A 20,864-nucleotide genomic window follows, 5' to 3' on the forward strand; every position below is an offset into this window, starting at 1 on the left:
GGCGCGCGGCCCCCCCCCCGCGCTCCCCCCCGCCCCCCCCCACCCCCCCCCCCCCCCCCCCCCCCCCCCCCCCCCCCCCCCCCCCCCCCCCCCCCCCCCCGCTCCTACGTAGTTTCAGCGTAGGGCGTTAGAAAAAGCGTGCCTTTGGCGTTGCCATTGGCGCTGGGCCGTCGCCGTCCAGTGGACGGAATTTGTCCAGCTCGGCGTCGTAGGCCAGGATTTCACTGGTCTCGATGCTGTAGACCCAGCCATGGATCGACAACTGACCGCTGGCCAGCTTTGAAGCTACCGAAGGGTGAGTGCGCAAGTGTTGCAGCTGGGCGATGACGTTTTCCTGGGTCAGGACACGCATGTTCTCGTGTTCTTCACCGCACGTGCAGTTGTCTTCGACCACTGTGCGTGCAACTTCGGCATGACGCAGCCAGACTTTTACCGTCGGCATCTTGTCCAGCGTGTGCGGGTTGAGTACCGCACGCATGGCGCCGCAATCGGAGTGACCACAGATGATGATGTGCTGCACACCCAAGGCCAGCACGGCGTACTCGATGGCGGTCGAAACACCGCCGTTCATCTGCCCGTAAGGCGGTACGACGTTACCGACGTTACGCGTGACGAACAGATCGCCGGGAGAGCTCTGGGTGATGAGTTCAGGCACGATGCGCGAGTCGGCGCAGGTGATGAACATGGCGCGTGGTTTCTGTGCGGTGGCCAGCTTCTTGAACAGTTCTTTCTGCTGGGGAAACACTTCATGACGAAACTGCACGAAGCCGTCCACGATATGTTTGAAAGCCTCTTGGGCCGTCTCCACCTCGGGCTGGGGACTGGCCGAGGGCTGATTTTCCCTGTCACTCATGTCGAATCCTCTCTGGCGGATTGATGTGGATTTTCATGCTTGTTCGTTTTCTGGCAATGCCTCGAAACAACTCAAAAAAACGTACAGATCCGTTGCACGTGTCTGCTGAAGGACATTCCTGACTGCAGACTAACTGTCAAAGCTTAAGTGAAACTGAATGCGACGGCTCTAGGACGCGGCTTTTGCAGTAGCCTTGTGCCACATCAAAGAACTATAGCAATGACATCTGACCACCCGGCGGGCAGAAAGAGTCACAGTCCAGCACAAAACTTTCCCGATTTTTAAGCCCCAGCCGCTTGGCGGCCAAGGCATAACGCTGGGCCAGCAAATCGGCGAATTGACCCTCGCCACGCATCCGCGAGCCAAAGCGGCTGTCGTTGGTGGCGCCGTCTCGGCTCTGGCGGATCAGGCTCATTACATGGGCGGCGCGCTGCGGGTAATGGGTGGTCAGCCACTCCTCGAACAACGGCGCCACCTCCAGCGGCAGGCGCAGCAGAATATAGCTGGCACTCAGCGCACCGGCGGCCTTGGCCTCTGTCATCAGCGCTTCCAGCTCGCTGTCGTTGATCATCGGAATCATCGGCGCACACAGCACGCCCACCGGCACACCCGCCTGTCGCAGCACCTTGATCGCCCGCAAGCGTGCCTTGGGCGACGCGGCACGTGGCTCAAGCGTGCACTTGAGTGCGTCATCCAGCGTGGTCAGGCTGATGAACACCGACACCAGGCGTTGCCGGGCCAGCTCGGCGAGCAGGTCCAGGTCGCGCAGAATCAATGAGCCCTTGGTGATGATAGTCACCGGATGACGGTAGCGCAGCAGCACTTCCAGCGTGGCACGGGTCAACTTGTGCTCCCGCTCGATGGGCTGGTACGGATCGGTATTGGCCCCCAGCGTGATCGGCGCACAGCGGTAGCCGGGTTTGGACAACTGCTGCTCCAGCAACGCTGCGGCGTTGGTCTTGGCGATGAGTTTTGTTTCAAAATCCAGGCCCGGCGACATATCCCAATACGCATGGCTGGGCCGCGCGTAGCAATAAATGCAACCGTGTTCACAGCCACGATAAGGATTGATCGAGCGATCGAAGGGAATGTCGGGCGAGGTGTTGCGGGTAATGATGCTCTTGGCGGTCTCGAAAATGACCTCGGTGCCCTGGGTCAACGGCGCTTCCTGGTACCAGCCATCGTCCTCGACCACCGAGCGGTGCGGGGCGAAGCGGTTATGCGGGTTGCTGGCCGTGCCACGTCCACGGATTGGAGGAGGTGAGTTCATGGGAAATGTCTCGATACTGTTTTTATATACAGTACACGACAATAGATCATGATGCCCACTCAACCCGACAACTGTCATTTCTGTCAGTAGACCCGATCACCCTGCAGGCATACCGTCGTTCGGGCAGTCATGCTCGGTTGCCGAGCTCTCGTAACTCCATTCACGAAACGAGGTGGAAGATGGCTAACTACGAAGTGCGTTTATCGGCCGAAGACCTTGAGAAAGATGAAAATCCGGAAGTGCTTGTCGAGTTTTATGAAAACAAAGACATCGCCTACGTCGCCTATGTGTCGTCTTCGAATAAAGATGGTGTCCTGGATACCGTCTCGGGCGATGTCGAGGTCGATGGCGTGCAAGGCCATACCCGGCAGGATGATGAAATCCTGATAGAACTGGCCTCGGCCTTTTTGAAAGTGCGCCCTTGATGCAGTTGCGATCCGGAGCCTTGCAAGGCCCCGGATCAACCGTTCAATCAGCTCGGATCGACCGGTTTTTTCAGCTTCGGGTTGGGGAAAAACTGCACGCCCTGAACCTTCGGATTGGCCGGCTTGACCGTCACCTTGTTGACCCGGGTGCCCAGTTCTTTAGGCACCGACAGCCCTTGCTCGTTGAGCGTGTCGCTGTAGCCGCAGTTCACGCATTCACGGTGTGGAACGCCGTCTTCGTTCCACATCTTCAGCTTGTCCGCTTCGCTGCACGCCGGGCACACGGCACCGGCGATGAAGCGTTTCGGGGTGATCACCGGGGTGTCGCTCATGCCGCTTCCTCACTCAGGCCGCTATGGCGCAAGAGTGCGTCAATCGACGGCTCGCGTCCGCGAAAATCGACGAACAGCACCAGCGGCGCCTGCGAACCGCCACGCGCCAGGATGGCTTCACGGAAGGCCCGGCCGGTCTCGGCATTGAGCACGCCGTCCTCTTCAAACTTCGAGAACGCATCGGCCGACAGCACTTCAGCCCACTTGTAGCTGTAGTAACCGGCCGCGTAGCCGCCAGCGAAGATGTGGGCAAAGCCATTGGCGAAGCGGTTGTAGGCGGGCGGGCGCATGACCGAGACTTCGTCGCGGATGCCTTCGATCACTTGCTGCACGCTGCGACCGTCACCGTGGGTGGCATGCAGCTCGAAGTCGAACAGCGAGAATTCCAGCTGACGAACCATCATCAGCCCGGACTGGAAGTTCTTCGCCGCCAGCATTTTCTCCAGCAGGTCCTGTGGCAGCGGCTCGCCGGTCTCGTAGTGACCGGAAATCAGCGCCAGGCCTTCAGGCTCCCAGCACCAGTTTTCCATGAACTGGCTCGGCAGCTCTACCGCATCCCAGGCCACGCCGTTGATGCCCGAGACACCGGCGTGTTCGATGCGGGTCAGCAAATGATGCAGGCCATGGCCGAACTCGTGGAACAGCGTGGTGACTTCATCGTGGGTCAGCAGCGCAGGCTTGCCGGGCGACGCCGGGGTGAAGTTGCACACCAGGTTGGCCACCGGGCTCTGCAACTGGCCGTCCAGGGTACGGCGACGGTCGCGGGCGCCGTCCATCCAGGCCCCGCCGCGCTTGTTGGCGCGGGCGTACAGGTCGAAATAGAAACGCCCGACGTGTTGGCCGTTTTCCTTGATCTCGAACAGGCGAACGTCCGGGTGCCAGGTATCAAAGCCGGTCAGCTCGGCAATCTCGATGCCGTACAGGCGCTGGACGATGGCGAACAGGCCGCTGAGCACCTTGTCGATCGGGAAGTACACACGCAGCACTTCCTGCGAAACGCTGTAGCGTTGCTCGCGCAGTTTCTCGCCGTAGTAACCACTGTCCCAGCTTTTCAGGTCCGGGCAGCCCTGCTCGGCGGCATAGGCCTTGAGCTGCTCAAGGTCTTGCGCGGCAAACGGCTTGCTGCGTTTGGCCAGGTCACGCAGGAAGCTGAGCACCTGGTCGCTGGACTCGGCCATCTTGGTCGCCAGGCTCAATTCGGCGAAGTTGGCGAAACCCAACAGACCGGCCAGTTCCTGACGCAGGTCGAGCAGTTGCTCCATCACCGGGCCATTGTCGTTCTGCCCGGCATTCGGACCCTGATCGGAGGCGCGGGTGCAGTAGGCGGTGTACAGCTCTTCGCGCAGGGCGCGGTCGTTGGCGTAGGTCATCACCGCGTAGTAGCTGGGGAATTCCAGGCTGATCAGATAGCCTTCCAGGTCTTTGGCCTTTGCCGCCGCCGCCATTTGCGCGATGGCCGATTCAGGCAGGCCGTCGAGCGCGGAGGCGTCGGTCACCAGCTTGGTCCAGGCCTGGGTGGCGTCGAGCAACTGGTTGGAGAACTGGCTGCCCAGCTCCGACAGTTTGCTTTGCACATCGGCATAGCGCTTTTGCTGCTCGGGCGGAAGATCGATGCCCGACAGGCGAAAATCGCGCAGTGCATTTTCCAGAATGGTTTTCTGGCCGATATCGAAATTCGCCGCTTCAGGGCTGGCGGCCAGCGCTTCATAGGCCTGGAACAGGGCGCGGTTCTGGCCCATTTCGGTAGAGTAGGCGCTCAATGCCGGCAGGCACGATTCATAGGCTTCGCGCAGTTCTGCGCTGTTGCACACCGAATTGAGGTGGCGCACCGGGCTCCAGGCAGCGCCCAGGCGGCTGTCGAGTTCATCGAGGGCCAGGATCAGGCCGGCCCAGTCGGGCTTGTCGCCTTGGCGGGCAAGAATATCGGCGATGGCAACGCGGTTCTCGGCGAGGATCTGCTCGATGGCCGGTTTCACATGTTCGGCACGGATCGCCGAGAAGGGCGGCAGGTCGTACGGTTGCACAAGAGGGTTGTTCGCGCTCACGTTTTGCACCTTGGCAGGAAGAAACACTGGGCCATCTTAATTACAATCACCGCCGTGCGCAGCACCGAAACCCTGATTACTGCTCTATCACCGGCAAAGAAGGAAGCTATCGTGGCCATTCGCAAGTTCCAGAACCATACGCCGATCCTTGGCGAACGTGCCTTTGTCGACCGCTCGGCGGTGGTGCTGGGTGATGTCCAGATCGGTGCCGACAGCTCGGTCTGGCCGCTGACCGTGATTCGCGGCGACATGCACCGCATCCGCATCGGCGCCCGCACCAGCGTGCAGGACGCCAGCGTGCTGCACATCACCCACGCAGGGCCTTTCAACCCGGACGGTTTCCCGCTGCTGATCGGCGATGAAGTCACCATCGGCCACCAGTGCATGCTGCATGGCTGCACGATCGGCAACCGCATTCTGGTCGGCATGGGCAGCACCGTGATGGACGGCGCGGTGGTTGAAGACAACGTGATTATCGGCGCCGGCAGCCTGGTGCCGCCGGGCAAGGTGCTGGAAAGCGGCTTTCTGTATGTCGGCCGCCCGGTGAAGCAGGTGCGGGCGTTGACCGAGAAAGAAATCGCGTTTTTCCCGTACAGCGCCGCCAATTACGTGAAGCTCAAGGACCAGCATCTGGCCGAGGGTTACGATCGGACCTGAAGTTTTTTCAGCTGAATACACTCGCTCATCAGGCAATCAATCAATGCATCAGCAAAACATTCTGTTCGACCTCGACGGCACGTTGACCGACCCGCGCCTGGGCATTACCCGTTCGATCCAGTTTGCCCTTGGCAAGCTGGGCATCGATGAGCCGGACCTTACAAAACTTGAGCACTTCATCGGCCCGCCGCTGTTGCAGGCGTTCATGAAGTTCTATGACATGGATGAGGCCCGGGCCTGGGAAGCGGTGGGCTTTTATCGTCAGCGCTTCAAGGTCACCGGCCTGTATGAGAACCAGGTCTTTGACGGCATCCCGCAATTGCTCGACACCCTGAGCGAGCAGGGTCGCACCTTGTATATCGCCACCTCCAAGCCGTGGGTCTTCGCCCGTGAAATCGCCCGGCATTTCGATTTTGCCCGCTATTTCAAGGTGATCTACGGCAGCGAACTGGACGGCGTGCGCACCGACAAGGTCGAGCTGATTACCCATTTGCTGGCCGAAGAAAAGCTTGATCCGCAGCAGACCTTGATGATCGGCGACCGCAAGCACGACTTGATCGGCGGGCGGCGTAACGGCTTGCAAGTGGCGGCGGTTGAGTACGGGTTTGGCAGTTCGGATGAGCTGGATGCCGAGACGCCGGAGTACCGGTTTGCGACGGTGGCCGAGTTGCACAATGCATTTGCGGCCGTGTAACCCTCAGGGCATCAATGCTTGCAACGCCGTCTGGCGTTGAGGCGCGGGCAGTTTGCCCAGTTGCTCGACACGCTGGTAAAACCGTGGCCAGTCGCCGTTCACCTGTACAAACAGTGCGGCAAAGGCCGGTACCCATTGGTCATACAGCCCGAAGGGCAGCAGTTTGGCATTGTTCATCGGGGCGTTGATCCAGGCGTCGAAACGCTTGTCGCCGGGCCAGCGCTCATCGCGCAGCGTGCGGTAGTCGCGGCGCAGGCGTTCGAATTCGGCGGCTTTGCGTTCGCGCATCACCGGCGCCGCTAATGGCTGGGCATACAGTTCGCGCAAGCGCTGACGGGTGTCGAGTACCAGGGCGGTAAAGGCATCGCGCTGCGCGTTGCGGGTGTCGTCCTGCGCCGGCAGGCCACGCGCAATGCGCCATTGGCGGGCGCCTTGCTGCTCGACGAAACTGGCATAGGATTCATTGAATGCCGTGTCGTCCTGCACATAAAACCGCTGGTGCGCCAGCTCATGAAAGATCAGCGCCGCCAGGCGCTCATCGCCCCAGGCGAGCATGGTGTTGAGGATCGGGTCGTTGAACCAGCCCAGTGTCGAATAGGCTTCGATTCCGGCCAGGTACACGTCCTGGCCGGCCTGACGCTGCAACGCCGCCGCACCGCGTGCGCCGCCTGCGCTGTAGTAACCGCGATAGGCCACGCAGCCGGCAATCGGAAAACAGTGGGTCACCGGCTCCAGAGAGAACTCCTGGGTGGCAAACACGTTCCATACCACATAAGGCCTGCCGATATCGGCGTACATCCGGTAGCTTTTGTTGTCGGGCAAGTGCAACTGCTCGCTGGCGAAGCGCCGCGCCTGTTGCGCCTGGGCCAGATGCTGGCGCAGCACCGGGTCCCGCGACGGGTCGGCGACCACATCGGCCACCGGTTCACGGGCCTGCAACAGGTGCCATTGCCCCGCAGCCAGTTGTTGGTAGTAAGAAAGGCTGGAACAACCGCCAACCAGCAGCAACACCAGGATTGGCAAACCGCGCCACAGGCGTACAACATCGGGTGCTGACATAAATGGCCTTGAGAAATGAACATGGCATGTCCGGCAGGACATCGACACATGAGGCCATTATGATCGCGTCATGTTCATCAGGAGCCTGCCATGCGCTCGATAGTACCGATTCTCGCCCTCGGCATCCTGACCGGATGCGCCGGCCCCTTGCCCAGCCATGATCCGGGGCAGGCCTGGGTCGACCTCAATACCACGACCGGCAAGCTGGTGATGGCCGACAAGCTCGATGGCCAGCGTACTTACGACGGGCGTTATTTTCAGGTGACACCGGGCAAGCATGAGCTGCAGGTGCGCTTCGATTATGAATATCGGTCAGGCTCGGCGCTGGGCATGTTCAGTGACGATTACGCCGAGATCACCTGTTTTATCGAGGTCAATTACGACCACTTCAAGGCCGGTGAGCGTTATCGCCTGGAAGCTCGCACGTTTGCCAACGACATCGAGGTGCGATTGTTCGATGCGCAACGTCAGGTCGTTGCCCGCGAGGGCCACATCCAGTGCATCTGAGCAGCGATCACTTTCTTTCAACGATCAGTTTTTCAGCGATCGTTGTTCTGATAGATGATTTTTTTGGTGCCGTTCTCGCAGCTACCCACGACCATGTTCTGGTCACGAACTTCATCATTGGTGACGATTTCGAGGGTGTATGAGGTGACGTTGTTGGCCTGAATCCTGGCCTCGATTTCATCCTTGAGTTCATCGCAGGACTTGGGCGCCGCCAGGGCACCGGTGGCCAGCAAAGAGCAGGTCAGCGCGACAGTCAGACGTTTCATCTTTCGATTCCTTCGCCAAAACGACGATTAACCGGCAGGCGGCCCGGGCTTCAGGACGGGCCGCTACCGACACCCGTCAGAGCAGGGTGGCTTCCAGGGTGATATTGGCGTTAAGCACCTTGGACACCGGGCAGCCTTCTTTGGCCTTGGTGGTCAGCTCTTCGAATTTGGCGGCATCGATATTCGGTACCTTGGCCTTGAGGACCAGGTGAATATCGGTAATCGCAAAGCCGCCATCGACCTGATTGAGGGTGACCTGCGCCTGGGTATCGATGCTGTCGGCGGTAAAGCCTTCGCCACCGAGAATCATCGACAGGGCCATGGAGAAGCAGCCGGCATGCGCAGCGCCGATCAGCTCTTCAGGGTTGGTGCCCTTGCCGCCTTCGAAGCGGGCAGTGAAACCGTAGGGCGCTTCACGCAGCACGCCGGTTTCGGTAGAGATGTGGCCGACGCCTTTTTTCAGATCACCTTCCCAATGGGCGGATGCTTTCTTGACGATGCTCATGGTGTCTCCTTGTGAAAGGTCAGGATGTTTCGTGCAGTGACAAGGTTTCTGAGGATAGCCGGCTTATTAAAGTTCAACCGGCGATAAATCCGACCAATTAAGTAGGAAATTTCCTCGCGCGGCATTGAAAAGCGCCTCGGCCACCCTCATTCCTGTATTCATTACGGGCCTGCGCCCGTCCATTTCAAGGAGCTGCCCGGCCTATGAAACGCTTGTCCGATATCAAGATTTCCACCCTTGACCTGGTGCCCGTGCGCCAGGACAAAGGCCCCGCCGATGCCTTGCATCGCTCGCTGGACCTGGCCCGCCATGTCGAAAAACTCGGCTATAACCGCTTTTGGGTCGCCGAACACCACAACATGGATGGCATTGCCAGTTCGGCCACCTCGGTGCTGCTCGGTTATCTGGCCGGCGGCACTTCGACGATTCGCGTAGGGGCCGGCGGCATCATGCTGCCCAACCATGCGCCGCTGGTGATTGCCGAACAGTTCGGCACCCTGGCCAGCCTGTATCCGGGCCGTATCGACCTGGGCCTGGGCCGTGCGCCGGGTTCGGACCAGATGACCGCCCGCGCGCTGCGCCGCGAGCGTTCCGGCAGCGCCGATGACTTCCCGGACGACGTCGAGGAACTGGTGGCCTACCTGGGGCCGCGTACGCCTGAACAACGGGTGATCGCCGTACCGGGCTATGGCACCGAAGTGCCGATCTGGTTGCTGGGCTCAAGCCTGTTCAGCGCGCAACTGGCCGGCATGCGCGGTCTGCCATACGCCTTCGCCTCGCACTTTGCGCCGCGCTACATGCACGAGGCGATTCGCGTGTACCGCAACCACTTCAAGCCCTCGGCCGTGCTCGACAAACCGTATGTAATGCTGGGTGTGCCGCTGGTGGCGGCCGACACCGACGAGCAGGCCGACTACCTGGCGACCTCGGTGCAGCAGCGCATTCTGGCGCTGATGCGCGGCCACAGCCTGGTGCAACGCCCGCCGGTGCCGTCGATGGAAGGTTTGTGGTTGCCGCATGAACGTGAAGCGGTGGCGAGTTTCCTCGGCCTGGCCGTCGTGGGCGGCCCGGAGAAGGTCAAAGCCAAACTTGAAGTGCTGCTGGAGCAGACGGACGCCGATGAATTGATTTTCACCTGCGATCTGTATGAACACGCCGACCGGCTACGCTCGTTCGAGATCCTGGCGCAAGTCGCCAAGGACTGAACCACCGTAGGAGCGCGCTTGCCCGCGACCGGCTGCGTCAGCAGTCGTAAATTTTCAGCGTTTCATAAATCTCTGCGAGCGCTTCGCGCTCGGTCGCGGGCAAGCGCGCTCCTACTGGACATGTGCAAACACTGCCAAAGCGCCGTGTCACGATCAACCACGCGAATAAACGATTTCCTTGGTGTCGCCTTCGCAGCTGCCGACCACTCATTGATCTTCACCTGCGATCTATATGAACACGCCGACCGGCTAAGCTCGTTCAAGATCCTGGCACAAGTCGCAAAGGGCTGAACCATCGTAGGAGCGCGCTTGCCCGCGACCGAGTGCAAAGCGCTCGCAAAGATTTATGAAACGCTGAAAATTTACGGCTGCTGACGCAGCCGGTCGCGGGCAAGCGCGCTCCTACTGGACATGTGCAAACACTGCCAAAGCGCCGTGTCACGATCAACCACGCGAATAAACGATTTCCTTGGTGTCGCCTTCACAGCTGCCGACCACTTGATGGTTGGCAGTGCTGCCTTTCTCGACCACTTCCAGGGTGTAGGACGTAACGCCCTTGGCCTGAAGTTTGGCGTCGATTTCGGCTTTCAACTCTTCGCACGGCTTGCCTGCCGCCATGGCAGTGCCTGCCAGGCTCAACAACCCTACCGCCAGCATGAATCGCTTCATCGGTACATCTCCTTATCCGGTTGTACTACACGATACCCGCCTGCGGGCTTCACAGAGTATGGCAGTGAGCCAGTCTGAAGGTTCAGTCGCCGACTCACCCGGCCGTCATTCAATCATCAGCTTTTGGCAATGCGGAAACCGACCTTGATGGTCACTTGAAAGTGCGCCACTTTGCCGTCTTCGATATGGCCCCGGGTTTCAGTCACTTCGAACCATTCCAGATGAGTCAGGCTCTTGCTGGCTTCGGCGAGGGCGTTGTTGATCGCGTCTTCGATGGAGGTGGTCGACGAGCCGATCAGCTCGACTTTCTTGTACGTGCGATGGTCACTCATGGGCAGTTCTCCTTAAAGGTCGTTAACGAGCGTAGCAGTCGTGCCGCTCCCTGCATCTGTGTGGAAAAGCCGCGCAAAAGTTCAGCGCTGTGTAAATGTCACTGCACTTTCCGAAAACCCTGTAGTCGGAACCAACACACATCATTCATCACTGCAGGAGAAACACCATGGCTAGTTCGTCACTCCGTAAGGCTTCGCTGCAAAGCGTGGAAGCAGAGATCGAGAGCCTGCTCAAGTCGCTCGAAGGCTTGAAAAACGATGCTTCCGATGAGTCGAGCAAGACTCTCAAGAGCCTCAAGGCCAGCGCCGAACGCGCTCTGGGCCACTCGCGTGGTCTGATCAGCGACCTGGGCGAGGTTTACGAAGACGTCAAAGTCAAAACCAAGGAAAACGCGATCGCTACCCGCGACTACGCCCAGGATCATCCATGGACCACCGCCGGTGTTGCCGTCGGCGCCCTGGGCCTGCTGGCCGCTTACCTGCTGTTCAAACGCGGCGAGTAATCGGCGCGTTGTCTTCAATGCGTGCCTTTGAGCTCATTCTTGAGCCAGTGGGCCAACTGCCGGGCACGCCCGTCAGCAGCCCGCCTGGGCACCCATAGCGCCAGTTGCGCCGGGGTTTCGCTGAAACCCCACGGCGCAGCCAGGCGTCCGGCCCGCAGGTCATCGCTGACCAGGGGCTCGGGCGCAATGGCCACCCCAAGGCCGGCCACCGCCGCCTCCAGCAAATAATACAAATGCTCGAAACCTTGACCGTAGCGCAACGCCTGCGGGTCGATGCCGTGATGGCGCGCCCAGCTTGGCCAGGCCTGCGGGCGAGAAGTGGTGTGCAACAGGGTTTCATTCAGCAGCGCTTGCGCCGGCGCGTGGTGCAAGGCGTCGAAACGGGCGAAGTGCGGGCTGAGCACCGGGCCGATGCGCTCGCTGGCCAGCTCCAGCACCTGCATGTCGGCCGGCCACGGCGGCTCGGCAAACACCAATAACGCATCGAGCCCCGGACGCCGCGGGTCCAGATCGCCTTCGCCGGCAGACAAATGCAGGCGTAAATCCGGCAACTCAGCATTCAAGCGCCCCAGCCGTGGAATAAACCAGCGCGCCAGCAAGCTGCCCGAGCAGCCCAATACAAAGGGCGCCTCGCTACTGCCTTGGCTCAATTCGGCGCAAACGCCGCGCAACCGGTCGAAGGCTTCGCCGCTGACATCACGCAATCGACTGCCGGCATCTGTGAGTTTCAGGCCGCGCCCGTCCTTGCTGAACAGGCTGATGCCCAGATGCGCTTCCAGCGTCTTGAGCTGGCGGCTGACCGCACCATGCGTCACATGCAGCTGTTCGGCCGCCTGACTGACGCTGCCCAGCCGGGCAACGGCCTCAAAGGCACGCAATGCATTGAGGGGTGGCAGGTCGCGGCTCATTGGATGCCTCGCTATAAGTGTGAGTTTTTCTCACAGGTTGCGGCGATCTTATCGGTTTTCAGCGCGGCCCGCGCTGGGTAAAGTGGACCCATTGCCGAATCCGGCTCAACGCATTCTGAACCTGGAGCTTGTTCATGACCCAGACCAACTTTCGCAGCGGCCCTGACGCCAACGGCCTGTTCGGCTCGTTTGGTGGCCGTTATGTCGCCGAAACCCTGATGCCGCTGGTGCTGGACCTGAACCGCGAGTACGAAGCGGCCAAGAACGACCCCGAGTTTGCCGAGCAGCTGGCGTACTTCCAGCGCGACTATGTGGGCCGTCCTAACCCGCTGTACTACGCCGAGCGCCTGAGCGATGCCCTGGGCGGCGCGCGCGTGTACTTCAAGCGTGAAGAGCTGAACCACACCGGCGCGCACAAGATCAACAACTGCATCGGCCAGGTGCTGCTGGCCAAGCGCATGGGCAAAACCCGCCTGATCGCCGAAACCGGCGCTGGCATGCACGGCGTGGCCACCGCTACCGTGGCAGCCCGTTTCGGCATTCCGTGTGTGATTTACATGGGCGCCACCGACATCGAGCGCCAGCAGGCCAACGTCTTCCGCATGAAGCTGCTGGGCGCCGAAATCGTGCCCGTCACCTCCGGCACCGGCACCCTCAAGGACGCGATGAACGAGGCGCTGCGCGACTGGGTTACCAACGTCGACAACACCTTCTACCTGATCGGCACCGTTGCAGGTCCCCACCCGTATCCTGCGATGGTCCGCGACTTTCAGTCGATCATCGGCAAGGAAACCAAAGAACAGATGCACGAGAAGGAAGGCCGTCTGCCCGACAGCCTGGTGGCCTGCGTCGGCGGCGGTTCCAACGCCATGGGCCTGTTCCACCCGTTCCTCGATGACGCCAGCGTAGAGATCATCGGCGTCGAAGCCGGCGGCCACGGCGTAAACACCGACAAGCACGCGGCCAGCCTGAACGGCGGCGTGCCGGGCGTGCTGCACGGCAACCGCACCTACCTGCTGCAGGACGATGACGGCCAGATTACCGATGCGCATTCGATTTCCGCAGGCCTGGATTACCCCGGCATCGGCCCGGAGCACGCCTTCCTGCACGAAGTGAAGCGTGTCGAATACGTCAGCATCACCGACGATGAAGCCCTGGACGCCTTCCATAAATGCTGCCGCCTGGAAGGCATCATTCCGGCGCTGGAAACCGCTCACGCACTGGCTGAAGCCATTCGCCGGGCGCCGACCCTGAGCAAGGACCACCTGATGGTGGTGTGCTTCTCGGGCCGTGGCGACAAAGACATGCAAACCGTGATGAACCACATGGCCGCGACTGAAAAAACCCAGGAGAAGCTGGCATGAGCCGTCTTGAACACCGTTATGCCCAGCTCAAGGCCGAAGGCCGTGCCGCCCTGGTGACCTTCATCACGGCCGGTGATCCTGGCTACGACACCTCGCTGAAAGTGCTCAAGGGCCTGCCGGCCGCCGGCGCCGACGTCATCGAGCTGGGCATGCCGTTCACCGACCCGATGGCCGATGGCGTGGCGATCCAGCTGGCGACCCTGCGCGCCCTGGAAGCCGGTCAGACTTTGGCCAAGACGCTGCAGATGGTCCGTGAATTTCGCGTCGACGACAGCACCACGCCGATCGTGCTGATGGGTTACTACAACCCGATCCACCGTTTTGGCGTCGAGGCCTTCGTGGCCCAGGCCAAAGAGGCCGGCGTCGATGGCCTGATCATCGTCGACCTGCCGCCGGAGCACGATGCCGAGCTGGCCACGCCGGCCCAGGCCTCGGGCATCGACTTCATCCGCCTGACCACGCCGACCACCGACGATGCGCGCCTGCCGACGGTGCTGGAGCGCAGCTCCGGGTTTGTCTACTACGTGTCGGTGGCGGGTGTGACCGGTGCAGGTTCTGCCACCACCGAACATGTCACCCAGGCCATCGAGCGCCTGCGCCGGCATACCTCGCTGCCGATCAGCGTCGGCTTCGGCATCCGTACGCCCGAGCAGGCGGCAGCGATTGCCCGGCTGGCCGATGGCGTGGTGGTCGGCTCGGCACTGGTCGACCAGATCGCCAAGGCCCAGTCGCCGGAACAAGCAGTGGATGGCGTGTTGAGCCTGTGTGCCGCCTTGGCGGAAGGTGTGCGCAACGCGCGTCGGTAACGGCTTTGTAAGCCTGGGTAAAGTTCCTGATACAGAGGAATTCCGGGCCTTTTAGCCGCTCTATTAGCGCAAGACACAAAGGGTTCACGACTTGGGTCGTGAACCCTTTTTTATTGCTGCAGGCTAAGGAGCATCACCCATGAAACTGCCAAACCGCTTTATTGCAGGCCTCGGTATCCTGATGATCAGCGCCAGTCCGCTGTTGCAGGCCGCACCGCAGGACGGCCGTGGCGACCAGGGTCGCGACGAGCGTGGCGGTCATCAGCAACAAGGGCCTGGCCAGGACCGTAATAACAACAACCCCGGGCGCGGCCACGACAATGGTCCGGCCAAAGCCGCCCAGCACGACAACCGTGGTGGTAATCGTCCACCGCAGGATTTCGGCCCGGTGCGCCAGACCTTCCAGCAGCACCGCGACGTGATCGGCCGTGGCCAGCCGCTGCCGCCGGGCGTGCACATCGTCAAAGGCAAGCCACTGCCACGCGGTTATGGCAAACGCCTGGACAGCCGCGCCCTGCAACAACTGCCGCGCTACGACGGTTACGAATGGCGCCGCCTGGGCACCGACGTGGTACTGATCGCCGTGGGCAGCGGGATTGTGTATGCGATTCTGGACGGCGTCTTGAATTGATAAGGCAGTGATTATTGCCTGACACCGATCCCGTAGGAGCGAGCACCAGCTCGCGAATGCTGCCGACCAGACGCTAAAAACGCTTTGGATATTCCGGCCTCTTCGCGAGCTTGAGGGGGCGGCCATCCGCCTTGCTCCTACGGGCGTGGTGTTGGCTATTGGCTACGGATTCATTTTCATGTCCAGCGCCAGATCTCGTGCCGCCTTGGTCGCCAGCACGCCCATCAACTGGCTGAGTTCATCCTGACGCCCCACTGCGCCTGACGCCGCGCCGCCCATCATGACGCTGGGCACCGGCGCTTGCGCTGCGGCCTGGGCCCAGGCCTTGTTGATTTCGATCAGCGCATCGAGCTTCGATTGCAGGGCGCCGTCGGCCTTGATCGTGGCTTCGCGGGCATGGGCTTCGGCGTCGGCGCTGATGCGCGTGGCCTGGGCGGCGGTAGTCGCTTTATCCAGCAGCAGTTCGGCGGTCTGTTTTTCGATTTCAGCGCGGCTGCGCTCGCGTTCGGCATTGATGATCGCCAGTTGCTTCTCGGTTTCGGCCTGCGTCGTGCGGGCGATCTGGTCGCGCAAGGTTTCCTGGCGCTTGGCTTCGACCTCTTTCTCGCCTCGTGCGGTCACCAGACGCTTTTCTTCTTCCTCTTTCAGGCGGTTCTGGCGCGCCACCGCCAGCTCTGCCAGCGCCTGCTGTACCTTGACCATGCGCTGGCGGTACTGCGGATTCGGGTCGATATGAGTGATACGCGCCTCAACCACCTCGACGCCAAAGCGGCGGAACTGTTGCTGCTTGCGAATGGGCACATTCTTGTCGTCGACGACTTTTTCGGTGATGTACTGGCTGCCGGTGTTCTGGCCGAAACTGCCCTGTTCTGTACCCGCCTGAAGAACCGCCGTCTGGCTCGGTACGATGCCACGGGTAACACGAATTTCCCGGCGCTTGATGAGGTACAGACCGTCGTTGAGCTGATTTTCGAACTCGGCGGCAAACTCACTGCGCGCGCCGGCATAGTAGTCATCGGCGGTCATCAGCGAAGCGGTGGCCTGCAGGGTTTCCTTGATCGCCGGCAGCAAGGCGCTGCGGATGAAGTTGTCGGGGTTGCGATATTCCTGCGCGATGGTCAGGAAGGCATCCCCCGTCGGCAGACGAAAACGGGCAGAGGATTCGACCTTGGCGTCGACATTGCCCAGAAACACGATAGGAAAGGTTTCGATGGTAGCCCCCAACGCATCGTTCTCGGGGTTGTCGTCCTTTTTGTCGAGCGCCAGCACCGACTGGACGCTGATGGCTTTTTTCCAGACCGTCGCCCTGCCAAACCATTTGGTCGCGTAACCGACATCGTCGATGACTTTTTCATCGCCGAAAATCGTCCGCACATGGGTGGCGAAGCCAGCTTCGTTATAAAAAAACATGCTGTTGAAAATAAAGGGGGAAGCGACCAGCAGGCTCAGGGGCAGTAATAGCGTTTTCAGATGCTTGCTGTTTGGGGTCCAGCTAATTGCCTTTGGCGTCTGCATTTCAATGTCCTTGCGCGAGAAGGACGCAGTCTTGCACTGGCACAGGAATGCTTCTGTCGGATGGGTCTGAGAAGCGTGTAGGCATGAGGCACGCGCGACAGCGACGGTCAGCGCCCGGACGCTCGTGCGCTGGGAGGGCTGACGTATCGATGGGCGTAACGGACGATCAACGCCGCCCAAACACCTCAAGACTCAACGGCCGTACCGCGCCCATCCAGATGGCGTGGGCGGTATGGTCGGCCAGTTCGTCGCCGGTCAGCGGGTGCAGAAACACCACGAAGTCCTCGCGATTGAGCGCCAGCCACAGCACCACATCGGCAAACTGCTCGTGGCCGAACGCCAACTGGCAGCTCCAGTCCGGGTGCGGGCCGACCAGGCCCTGGTGTACGCGGCCCATCTGGATGTCGAACTTCGCGGTGGCCGCTTCGCACAAGGCGCGGGCCCGGTCGATGCTGTGTTCATTGAAATAGACATGGGCGTGGTAGCCCTGGATGTTCGGCATTACGGATACTCCCTGTGACCAGAATGGGCACCTGTTATGCCACGCCAGCGCCTCAGACTGCAATCGACGGCAAGGCTGTTCCAGGCAGTGTCTGGCTGCTTTGTGCCTGTTCACTGATCAGCCAGTCGACGAACTGCGCAATCAACTGCAAGCGGCGTTTTCGCTGCGGCAGCACCACGTAATACCCCGAGGTCGACACCGCGCAGGCTTCGATGGGCCGGCACAGCAGGCCTTGCTCCAGTAAATCATCGACCAGATGCCGCCAGCCGATGGCCACGCCCTGGCCGCCAATCGCCGCCTGGATCAGCAAGGTGTAGTTATCGAAGCGCAACTGACCAGGTACCGGCGCTTGCTGAATGCGCAGTGCGCGAAACACGCCGGCCCAGTCGAACCACTGGTGGCTGCCCTCGCTGCGCAGGTGCAGCAGCGGCAGCTCGTTCAGCGCCTCCAGCGGCAAGGGCCGGGCGCGGCCGGCGAGCAGTTGCGGGCTGCACACCGGGAACACCTCTTCGCTGAACAGCCAGCGGCTTTCACCCTGGCGAAAACGCCCGTCACCGAACAGCACCGCCACGTCGACATCGCTGCGCAGCATGCTGTGGTTGCGCTCGCTGGTCACCAGGCTGACATCGATCTGCGGATGGCTGGCATGAAAGCGGTGCAGGCGCGGCATCAGCCAGTAGGCGGCAAAGGCAAAGTCGGTGGCCACCTGCAACACCTCGTGCTGGTGCTGGCCGGTGATGGTTTCCAGCCCCAGCTCAATCGATTGCAAGCCGGCCTGCACGTGCTCCAGCAACACGTCACCGGCCTCGGTCAGGGCGATGCCGCGATAGACCCGGTCGAACAGGCGCGTGGCCAGTTGTTCTTCCAGGCGCTTGATCTGCTGGCTGATCGCCGGCTGCGTGGTGCCCAGCTCGCTGGCGGCAGCAGTAAAACTGCGCAAGCGGGCGGCGGCCTCGAAGGCACGCAGCAGGTCCAGCGACAGGTTGCCAAGACTCTCAAACATAAGCTGTACTTATCCTAGCCATTGCAGTTCATGGGCTTTACCGGCAAAGCCTCGGTCTTCATCCTCGAATGCAGCACTTTCGCATAAACCCTCGCAATGGGATGCAGGATCGATGAAGCGTAAAAACATTTTGTTCATCATGGCCGACCAGATGGCCGCGCCGATCCTGCCGATCTATGCTTCTTCGCCGATCAAGTTGCCCCACCTCAGCCGCCTGGCCGCTGAGGGCGTGGTGTTCGACGCCGCCTATTGCAACAGCCCGTTGTGCGCGCCGTCGCGCTTTACCCTGGTCAGCGGCCAGTTGCCGAGCAAGATCGGCGCCTACGACAACGCGGCGGATTTTCCTGCCGACATTCCGACCTACGCCCATTACCTGCGCAGCCTGGGCTACCGCACGGCGCTGTCGGGCAAGATGCATTTTTGCGGCCCCGACCAGTTGCACGGTTATGAAGAGCGCCTGACCAGCGACATTTACCCTGCCGACTACGGCTGGGCAGTGAACTGGGACGAGCCGGATGTGCGCCCCAGCTGGTACCACAACATGTCATCGGTGCTGCAAGCGGGACCGTGCGTGCGCACCAACCAGCTCGATTTCGATGAAGAAGTGGTGTTCAAGGCGCAGCAGTACCTGTACGACCATGTGCGCCAGGACGGCGATGCGCCGTTCTGCCTGACGGTGTCGATGACCCACCCGCACGACCCGTACACCATTCCCAAGCCGTTCTGGGACCTGTACCGCGACGACGAGATTCCGATGCCGGTGGCGCATGCCGACCAGGACGCGCTGGACCCGCATTCGCAGCGCCTGCTCAAGGTCTACGACCTGTGGGACAAGCCGCTGCCCGAAGACAAGATTCGTGATGCGCGGCGCGCCTACTTCGGTGCGTGCAGCTACATTGATCACAACATCGGCAAACTGCTGCAGACCCTGGAGGAGATTGGCCTGGCCGACGACACGATCATTGTCTTCTCCGGCGACCACGGCGACATGCTTGGCGAACGTGGCCTCTGGTACAAGATGCACTGGTTCGAAATGGCCGCCCGCGTGCCGCTGGTGATTCATGCGCCGGGGCAGTTCGGCGCCAGCCGGGTCAGCGCGGCGGTGTCCACCGCCGACCTGTTGCCGACCCTGGTCGAACTGGCCGGCGGCGTCACCGACGCAGGCCTGGCACTGGACGGCCGCTCGCTGGTGCCGCACCTGCGTGGCGAAGGCGGGCATGACGAGGTGTTCGGCGAGTACATGGCCGAAGGCACCACCAGCCCGCTGATGATGATCCGGCGCGGCGGCTATAAATTTATCTATTCGGAGCAGGACCCGTGCCTGTTGTTCGATGTGCACAACGACCCGCAAGAGCGTGAAGACCTCAGCCAGTCGCCCGAGTATCAAACACTGTTCGCGCAGTTTCTGAGCGAGGCACGGCAAAAATGGGATATGCCCGCCATTCATCAACAGGTGCTCGCCAGCCAGCGCCGCCGCCGTCTGGTGGCCAAGGCACTGGCCACCGGCAAACTCAAGAGCTGGGATCACCAGCCGCTGGTCGACGCCAGCCAGCAGTACATGCGCAACCACATCGACCTCGACGATCTGGAGCGCCGCGCACGTTTTCCGCAACCTTGAACCCTGCCAAACCAAAAAACCAACAAAGGGCATCTCGATGAAGAAGTTATCCGCAGTGCTGGTGGCTGGCGTCATGACCCTGACGGGCCTGACCGTGCAGGCCGCCGAGCAGAGTTGCAAGACGGTGAAAATGGCCGACCCGGGCTGGAGCGATATTGGCGCGACCAATGCCATCGCCGGCCTGTTGCTCGAAGGGCTGGGCTACACGCCCAAGGTCGATACCCTGGCGGTGCCGATCACCTACGGCGGGCTCAAGGACGGACAGCTGGACGTGTTTCTGGGCAACTGGATGCCGGCCCAGCAGGGCTTTCATGACAAGTTCATTGCCAGCGGCGATGTCACGCAGTTGAGCAAGAACCTGGAAGGCACCGAGTTCACCCTCGCCGTGCCCGATTACGTGTGGGAGGCCGGTGTACACGATTTTGCCGACCTGCAAAAATTCGCCGACAAGTTCAGCAACAAGATCTACGGCATCGGTGCCGGCGCGCCGGCCAACCTGTCGCTGGCGGAAATCATCAAGAACAACGAATTCAATCTCGGCAAGTGGAAGCTGGTCGAGTCCAGCGAACAGGCGATGCTGGCCGAGGTTAACCGCAACGTGAAGCGCAAGGCGTTTGTGGTCTTCCTCGGCTGGACACCGCACCCGATGAACGTGCAGGTCAAAGGCATGCGCTACCTTAAAGGCGGCGAGAAATACTTTGGCGACACCGGCGCGGTCTATACCGTAACCCGCAAAGGCTATGCCGACGCTTGCCCGAACGCGGCGCGCTTGCTGAGCAACCTGAAATTCACCCTCGACATGGAAAACAGCATCATGGCCGAGGTGGCGAACAACAAGGTCAGCAACCAGCAAGCGGCCAAGGCGTGGATAAAAGCCAACCCGGCGGTGCTGGAGCAGTGGCTGGACGGGGTGAAGACCATCGATGACAAGGACGGCCTGGCGGCGGTCAAAACCGCGTTGTAAATCAGGCCCCGTAGCAACTGTGTTCTCAAACCAAATGCGCCGCAGCCTTCAAGGCTTCGCGAGCACGACACAAATGGGTAGGAGTGAGCGTAGCTCGCGAAAGGGCCCGTGAAATCAGCACATTTGGGGTGAATGTACCTTCGCATTCGCGAGCTGGCGCTCGCTCCCACGGATTTTGGGCAGGCCTTGATACTGAGCACGACACACATTACGTAGGAGTGAGCGCAGCTC

Annotated in this window: 25 protein-coding genes; 11 read left to right on the forward strand and 14 right to left on the reverse strand. The window is 61.1% G+C overall.

The annotated features are described in order from the left end of the window. Positions 1 to 127: 127 nt before the first annotated feature. Positions 128 to 853: a carbonic anhydrase gene (locus ACYAS9_RS21730; protein ID WP_463570373.1), complete on the reverse strand. Its 726-nt coding sequence runs from the start codon at positions 851 to 853 to the stop codon at positions 128 to 130. Between the two features lie 211 nt (positions 854 to 1,064). Beyond that, positions 1,065 to 2,123: a PA0069 family radical SAM protein gene (locus tag ACYAS9_RS21735; RefSeq protein ID WP_463570374.1), complete on the reverse strand. Its 1,059-nt coding sequence runs from the start codon at positions 2,121 to 2,123 to the stop codon at positions 1,065 to 1,067. A 179-nt stretch (positions 2,124 to 2,302) separates the two neighbouring features. On the opposite strand from ACYAS9_RS21735, the gene ACYAS9_RS21740 reads away from it, so the two are divergent. Next, a complete protein-coding gene (locus ACYAS9_RS21740) occupies positions 2,303 to 2,548 on the forward strand; it encodes a hypothetical protein (RefSeq protein WP_463570375.1) in 246 nt (81 codons plus the stop codon). Positions 2,549 to 2,595: 47 nt separating this feature from the next. On the opposite strand, the gene ACYAS9_RS21745 is transcribed toward ACYAS9_RS21740, so the two are convergent. Then, a complete protein-coding gene (locus tag ACYAS9_RS21745) occupies positions 2,596 to 2,880 on the reverse strand; it encodes a YheV family putative zinc ribbon protein (protein WP_463570376.1) in 285 nt (94 codons plus the stop codon). Continuing rightward, a complete protein-coding gene (prlC, locus tag ACYAS9_RS21750; RefSeq protein ID WP_463570377.1) occupies positions 2,877 to 4,925 on the reverse strand; it encodes an oligopeptidase A in 2,049 nt (682 codons plus the stop codon). Before prlC ends, ACYAS9_RS21745 begins: the two co-directional genes overlap by 4 nt. Before the next feature lie 111 nt (positions 4,926 to 5,036). On the opposite strand from prlC, the gene ACYAS9_RS21755 reads away from it, so the two are divergent. Continuing rightward, a complete protein-coding gene (locus ACYAS9_RS21755) occupies positions 5,037 to 5,582 on the forward strand; it encodes a gamma carbonic anhydrase family protein (RefSeq protein ID WP_463570378.1) in 546 nt (181 codons plus the stop codon). Between the two features lie 43 nt (positions 5,583 to 5,625). Further along, positions 5,626 to 6,276, forward strand: coding sequence for an HAD family hydrolase (locus tag ACYAS9_RS21760; RefSeq protein WP_463570379.1), 651 nt, complete (start codon positions 5,626 to 5,628; stop codon positions 6,274 to 6,276). 3 nt (positions 6,277 to 6,279) lie between these two features. On the opposite strand, the gene ACYAS9_RS21765 is transcribed toward ACYAS9_RS21760, so the two are convergent. Then, entirely contained in the window at positions 6,280 to 7,335 is a 1,056-nt protein-coding gene (locus tag ACYAS9_RS21765; protein ID WP_463570380.1) for an aminopeptidase, read from the reverse strand. A gap of 90 nt (positions 7,336 to 7,425) precedes the next feature. On the opposite strand from ACYAS9_RS21765, the gene ACYAS9_RS21770 reads away from it, so the two are divergent. Next, the gene (locus ACYAS9_RS21770; RefSeq protein ID WP_463570381.1) at positions 7,426 to 7,842 is read left to right on the forward strand and encodes a PA0061/PA0062 family lipoprotein; all 417 of its coding nucleotides are present in this window, start codon (positions 7,426 to 7,428) and stop codon (positions 7,840 to 7,842) included. Between the two features lie 32 nt (positions 7,843 to 7,874). Here ACYAS9_RS21770 and ACYAS9_RS21775 read toward each other — a convergent pair whose 3' ends face one another. Both ACYAS9_RS21775 and ACYAS9_RS21780 read right to left on the reverse strand, forming a co-directional pair. Then, positions 7,875 to 8,108 carry a DUF1161 domain-containing protein gene (locus ACYAS9_RS21775; RefSeq protein ID WP_463570382.1) on the reverse strand — a complete coding sequence of 78 codons (234 nt, stop codon included), beginning with the start codon at positions 8,106 to 8,108 and terminating at the stop codon, positions 7,875 to 7,877. Positions 8,109 to 8,184: 76 nt separating this feature from the next. After that, positions 8,185 to 8,613: an OsmC family protein gene (locus ACYAS9_RS21780; RefSeq protein WP_463570383.1), complete on the reverse strand. Its 429-nt coding sequence runs from the start codon at positions 8,611 to 8,613 to the stop codon at positions 8,185 to 8,187. A 203-nt stretch (positions 8,614 to 8,816) separates the two neighbouring features. Here ACYAS9_RS21780 and ACYAS9_RS21785 point away from each other — a divergent pair, with 203 nt between their 5' ends. Next, the gene (locus tag ACYAS9_RS21785; RefSeq protein WP_463570384.1) at positions 8,817 to 9,818 is read left to right on the forward strand and encodes an LLM class flavin-dependent oxidoreductase; all 1,002 of its coding nucleotides are present in this window, start codon (positions 8,817 to 8,819) and stop codon (positions 9,816 to 9,818) included. 153 nt (positions 9,819 to 9,971) lie between these two features. Here the strand turns inward: ACYAS9_RS21785 and ACYAS9_RS21790 are convergent, their stop codons facing one another. The 3 genes from ACYAS9_RS21790 to ACYAS9_RS21800 form a co-directional block, all read right to left on the reverse strand. Further along, positions 9,972 to 10,025 carry a DUF1161 domain-containing protein gene (locus tag ACYAS9_RS21790; RefSeq protein ID WP_463570397.1) on the reverse strand — a complete coding sequence of 18 codons (54 nt, stop codon included), beginning with the start codon at positions 10,023 to 10,025 and terminating at the stop codon, positions 9,972 to 9,974. 237 nt (positions 10,026 to 10,262) lie between these two features. Continuing rightward, on the reverse strand, positions 10,263 to 10,487 hold the full coding sequence (locus ACYAS9_RS21795) for a DUF1161 domain-containing protein (RefSeq protein ID WP_463570385.1): 225 nt from the start codon (positions 10,485 to 10,487) through the stop codon (positions 10,263 to 10,265). A 116-nt stretch (positions 10,488 to 10,603) separates the two neighbouring features. Continuing rightward, complete coding sequence (locus ACYAS9_RS21800) at positions 10,604 to 10,819, reverse strand: dodecin (RefSeq protein WP_463570386.1); 216 nt, start codon at positions 10,817 to 10,819, stop codon at positions 10,604 to 10,606. Between the two features lie 167 nt (positions 10,820 to 10,986). On the opposite strand from ACYAS9_RS21800, the gene ACYAS9_RS21805 reads away from it, so the two are divergent. Next, positions 10,987 to 11,322 (forward strand): ElaB/YgaM/YqjD family protein, encoded by a 336-nt coding sequence (locus ACYAS9_RS21805; RefSeq protein ID WP_463570387.1) that lies wholly within the window; start codon positions 10,987 to 10,989, stop codon positions 11,320 to 11,322. Positions 11,323 to 11,336: 14 nt separating this feature from the next. Here the strand turns inward: ACYAS9_RS21805 and ACYAS9_RS21810 are convergent, their stop codons facing one another. Beyond that, on the reverse strand, positions 11,337 to 12,230 hold the full coding sequence (locus ACYAS9_RS21810) for a LysR family transcriptional regulator (RefSeq protein ID WP_463570388.1): 894 nt from the start codon (positions 12,228 to 12,230) through the stop codon (positions 11,337 to 11,339). 134 nt (positions 12,231 to 12,364) lie between these two features. Here ACYAS9_RS21810 and trpB point away from each other — a divergent pair, with 134 nt between their 5' ends. From trpB to ACYAS9_RS21825, 3 genes are all read left to right on the forward strand, one after another. Further along, entirely contained in the window at positions 12,365 to 13,594 is a 1,230-nt protein-coding gene (gene trpB / locus ACYAS9_RS21815) for a tryptophan synthase subunit beta (protein ID WP_463570389.1), read from the forward strand. Then, positions 13,591 to 14,400, forward strand: a complete 810-nt coding sequence (trpA, locus tag ACYAS9_RS21820) for a tryptophan synthase subunit alpha (protein ID WP_463570390.1) — start codon at positions 13,591 to 13,593, stop codon at positions 14,398 to 14,400. The genes trpB and trpA overlap by 4 nt, the downstream gene beginning before the upstream one ends. A gap of 139 nt (positions 14,401 to 14,539) precedes the next feature. Next, on the forward strand, positions 14,540 to 15,031 hold the full coding sequence (locus ACYAS9_RS21825) for an anti-virulence regulator CigR family protein (protein ID WP_463570391.1): 492 nt from the start codon (positions 14,540 to 14,542) through the stop codon (positions 15,029 to 15,031). Positions 15,032 to 15,193: 162 nt separating this feature from the next. Here ACYAS9_RS21825 and ACYAS9_RS21830 read toward each other — a convergent pair whose 3' ends face one another. The 3 genes from ACYAS9_RS21830 to ACYAS9_RS21840 form a co-directional block, all read right to left on the reverse strand. Next, positions 15,194 to 16,546 (reverse strand): SPFH domain-containing protein, encoded by a 1,353-nt coding sequence (locus ACYAS9_RS21830; RefSeq protein WP_463570392.1) that lies wholly within the window; start codon positions 16,544 to 16,546, stop codon positions 15,194 to 15,196. A gap of 166 nt (positions 16,547 to 16,712) precedes the next feature. Further along, positions 16,713 to 17,048, reverse strand: a complete 336-nt coding sequence (locus ACYAS9_RS21835; RefSeq protein WP_463570393.1) for a DOPA 4,5-dioxygenase family protein — start codon at positions 17,046 to 17,048, stop codon at positions 16,713 to 16,715. A 52-nt stretch (positions 17,049 to 17,100) separates the two neighbouring features. After that, positions 17,101 to 18,051 carry a choline sulfate utilization transcriptional regulator gene (locus ACYAS9_RS21840; RefSeq protein WP_463570394.1) on the reverse strand — a complete coding sequence of 317 codons (951 nt, stop codon included), beginning with the start codon at positions 18,049 to 18,051 and terminating at the stop codon, positions 17,101 to 17,103. Positions 18,052 to 18,163: 112 nt separating this feature from the next. On the opposite strand from ACYAS9_RS21840, the gene betC reads away from it, so the two are divergent. Continuing rightward, complete coding sequence (betC, locus tag ACYAS9_RS21845; protein ID WP_463570395.1) at positions 18,164 to 19,669, forward strand: choline-sulfatase; 1,506 nt, start codon at positions 18,164 to 18,166, stop codon at positions 19,667 to 19,669. Between the two features lie 37 nt (positions 19,670 to 19,706). Then, on the forward strand, positions 19,707 to 20,633 hold the full coding sequence (gene choX / locus ACYAS9_RS21850; RefSeq protein ID WP_463570396.1) for a choline ABC transporter substrate-binding protein: 927 nt from the start codon (positions 19,707 to 19,709) through the stop codon (positions 20,631 to 20,633). Positions 20,634 to 20,864 lie beyond the last annotated feature (231 nt).

This window comes from Pseudomonas sp. HP_08 (genome assembly GCF_055284095.1).

Bases quoted from the DNA above. Each gene is read 5' to 3' on its own strand.
- ACYAS9_RS21775 (WP_463570382.1), bottom strand. From the start codon at position 8,108: ATGAAACGTCTGACTGTCGCGCTGACCTGCTCTTTGCTGGCCACCGGT.
- ACYAS9_RS21800 (WP_463570386.1), bottom strand. From the start codon at position 10,819: ATGAGTGACCATCGCACGTACAAGAAAGTCGAGCTGATCGGCTCGTCG.
- ACYAS9_RS21740 (WP_463570375.1), top strand. From the start codon at position 2,303: ATGGCTAACTACGAAGTGCGTTTATCGGCCGAAGACCTTGAGAAAGAT.
- trpB (WP_463570389.1), top strand. From the start codon at position 12,365: ATGACCCAGACCAACTTTCGCAGCGGCCCTGACGCCAACGGCCTGTTC.
- ACYAS9_RS21825 (WP_463570391.1), top strand. From the start codon at position 14,540: ATGAAACTGCCAAACCGCTTTATTGCAGGCCTCGGTATCCTGATGATC.
- ACYAS9_RS21785 (WP_463570384.1), top strand. From the start codon at position 8,817: ATGAAACGCTTGTCCGATATCAAGATTTCCACCCTTGACCTGGTGCCC.
- ACYAS9_RS21730 (WP_463570373.1), bottom strand. From the start codon at position 853: ATGAGTGACAGGGAAAATCAGCCCTCGGCCAGTCCCCAGCCCGAGGTG.
- ACYAS9_RS21780 (WP_463570383.1), bottom strand. From the start codon at position 8,613: ATGAGCATCGTCAAGAAAGCATCCGCCCATTGGGAAGGTGATCTGAAA.
- ACYAS9_RS21840 (WP_463570394.1), bottom strand. From the start codon at position 18,051: ATGTTTGAGAGTCTTGGCAACCTGTCGCTGGACCTGCTGCGTGCCTTC.
- betC (WP_463570395.1), top strand. From the start codon at position 18,164: ATGAAGCGTAAAAACATTTTGTTCATCATGGCCGACCAGATGGCCGCG.
- ACYAS9_RS21735 (WP_463570374.1), bottom strand. From the start codon at position 2,123: ATGAACTCACCTCCTCCAATCCGTGGACGTGGCACGGCCAGCAACCCG.
- ACYAS9_RS21795 (WP_463570385.1), bottom strand. From the start codon at position 10,487: ATGAAGCGATTCATGCTGGCGGTAGGGTTGTTGAGCCTGGCAGGCACT.
- trpA (WP_463570390.1), top strand. From the start codon at position 13,591: ATGAGCCGTCTTGAACACCGTTATGCCCAGCTCAAGGCCGAAGGCCGT.
- ACYAS9_RS21835 (WP_463570393.1), bottom strand. From the start codon at position 17,048: ATGCCGAACATCCAGGGCTACCACGCCCATGTCTATTTCAATGAACAC.
- ACYAS9_RS21830 (WP_463570392.1), bottom strand. From the start codon at position 16,546: ATGCAGACGCCAAAGGCAATTAGCTGGACCCCAAACAGCAAGCATCTG.
- ACYAS9_RS21745 (WP_463570376.1), bottom strand. From the start codon at position 2,880: ATGAGCGACACCCCGGTGATCACCCCGAAACGCTTCATCGCCGGTGCC.
- ACYAS9_RS21760 (WP_463570379.1), top strand. From the start codon at position 5,626: ATGCATCAGCAAAACATTCTGTTCGACCTCGACGGCACGTTGACCGAC.
- choX (WP_463570396.1), top strand. From the start codon at position 19,707: ATGAAGAAGTTATCCGCAGTGCTGGTGGCTGGCGTCATGACCCTGACG.
- ACYAS9_RS21805 (WP_463570387.1), top strand. From the start codon at position 10,987: ATGGCTAGTTCGTCACTCCGTAAGGCTTCGCTGCAAAGCGTGGAAGCA.
- ACYAS9_RS21810 (WP_463570388.1), bottom strand. From the start codon at position 12,230: ATGAGCCGCGACCTGCCACCCCTCAATGCATTGCGTGCCTTTGAGGCC.
- ACYAS9_RS21770 (WP_463570381.1), top strand. From the start codon at position 7,426: ATGCGCTCGATAGTACCGATTCTCGCCCTCGGCATCCTGACCGGATGC.
- ACYAS9_RS21765 (WP_463570380.1), bottom strand. From the start codon at position 7,335: ATGTCAGCACCCGATGTTGTACGCCTGTGGCGCGGTTTGCCAATCCTG.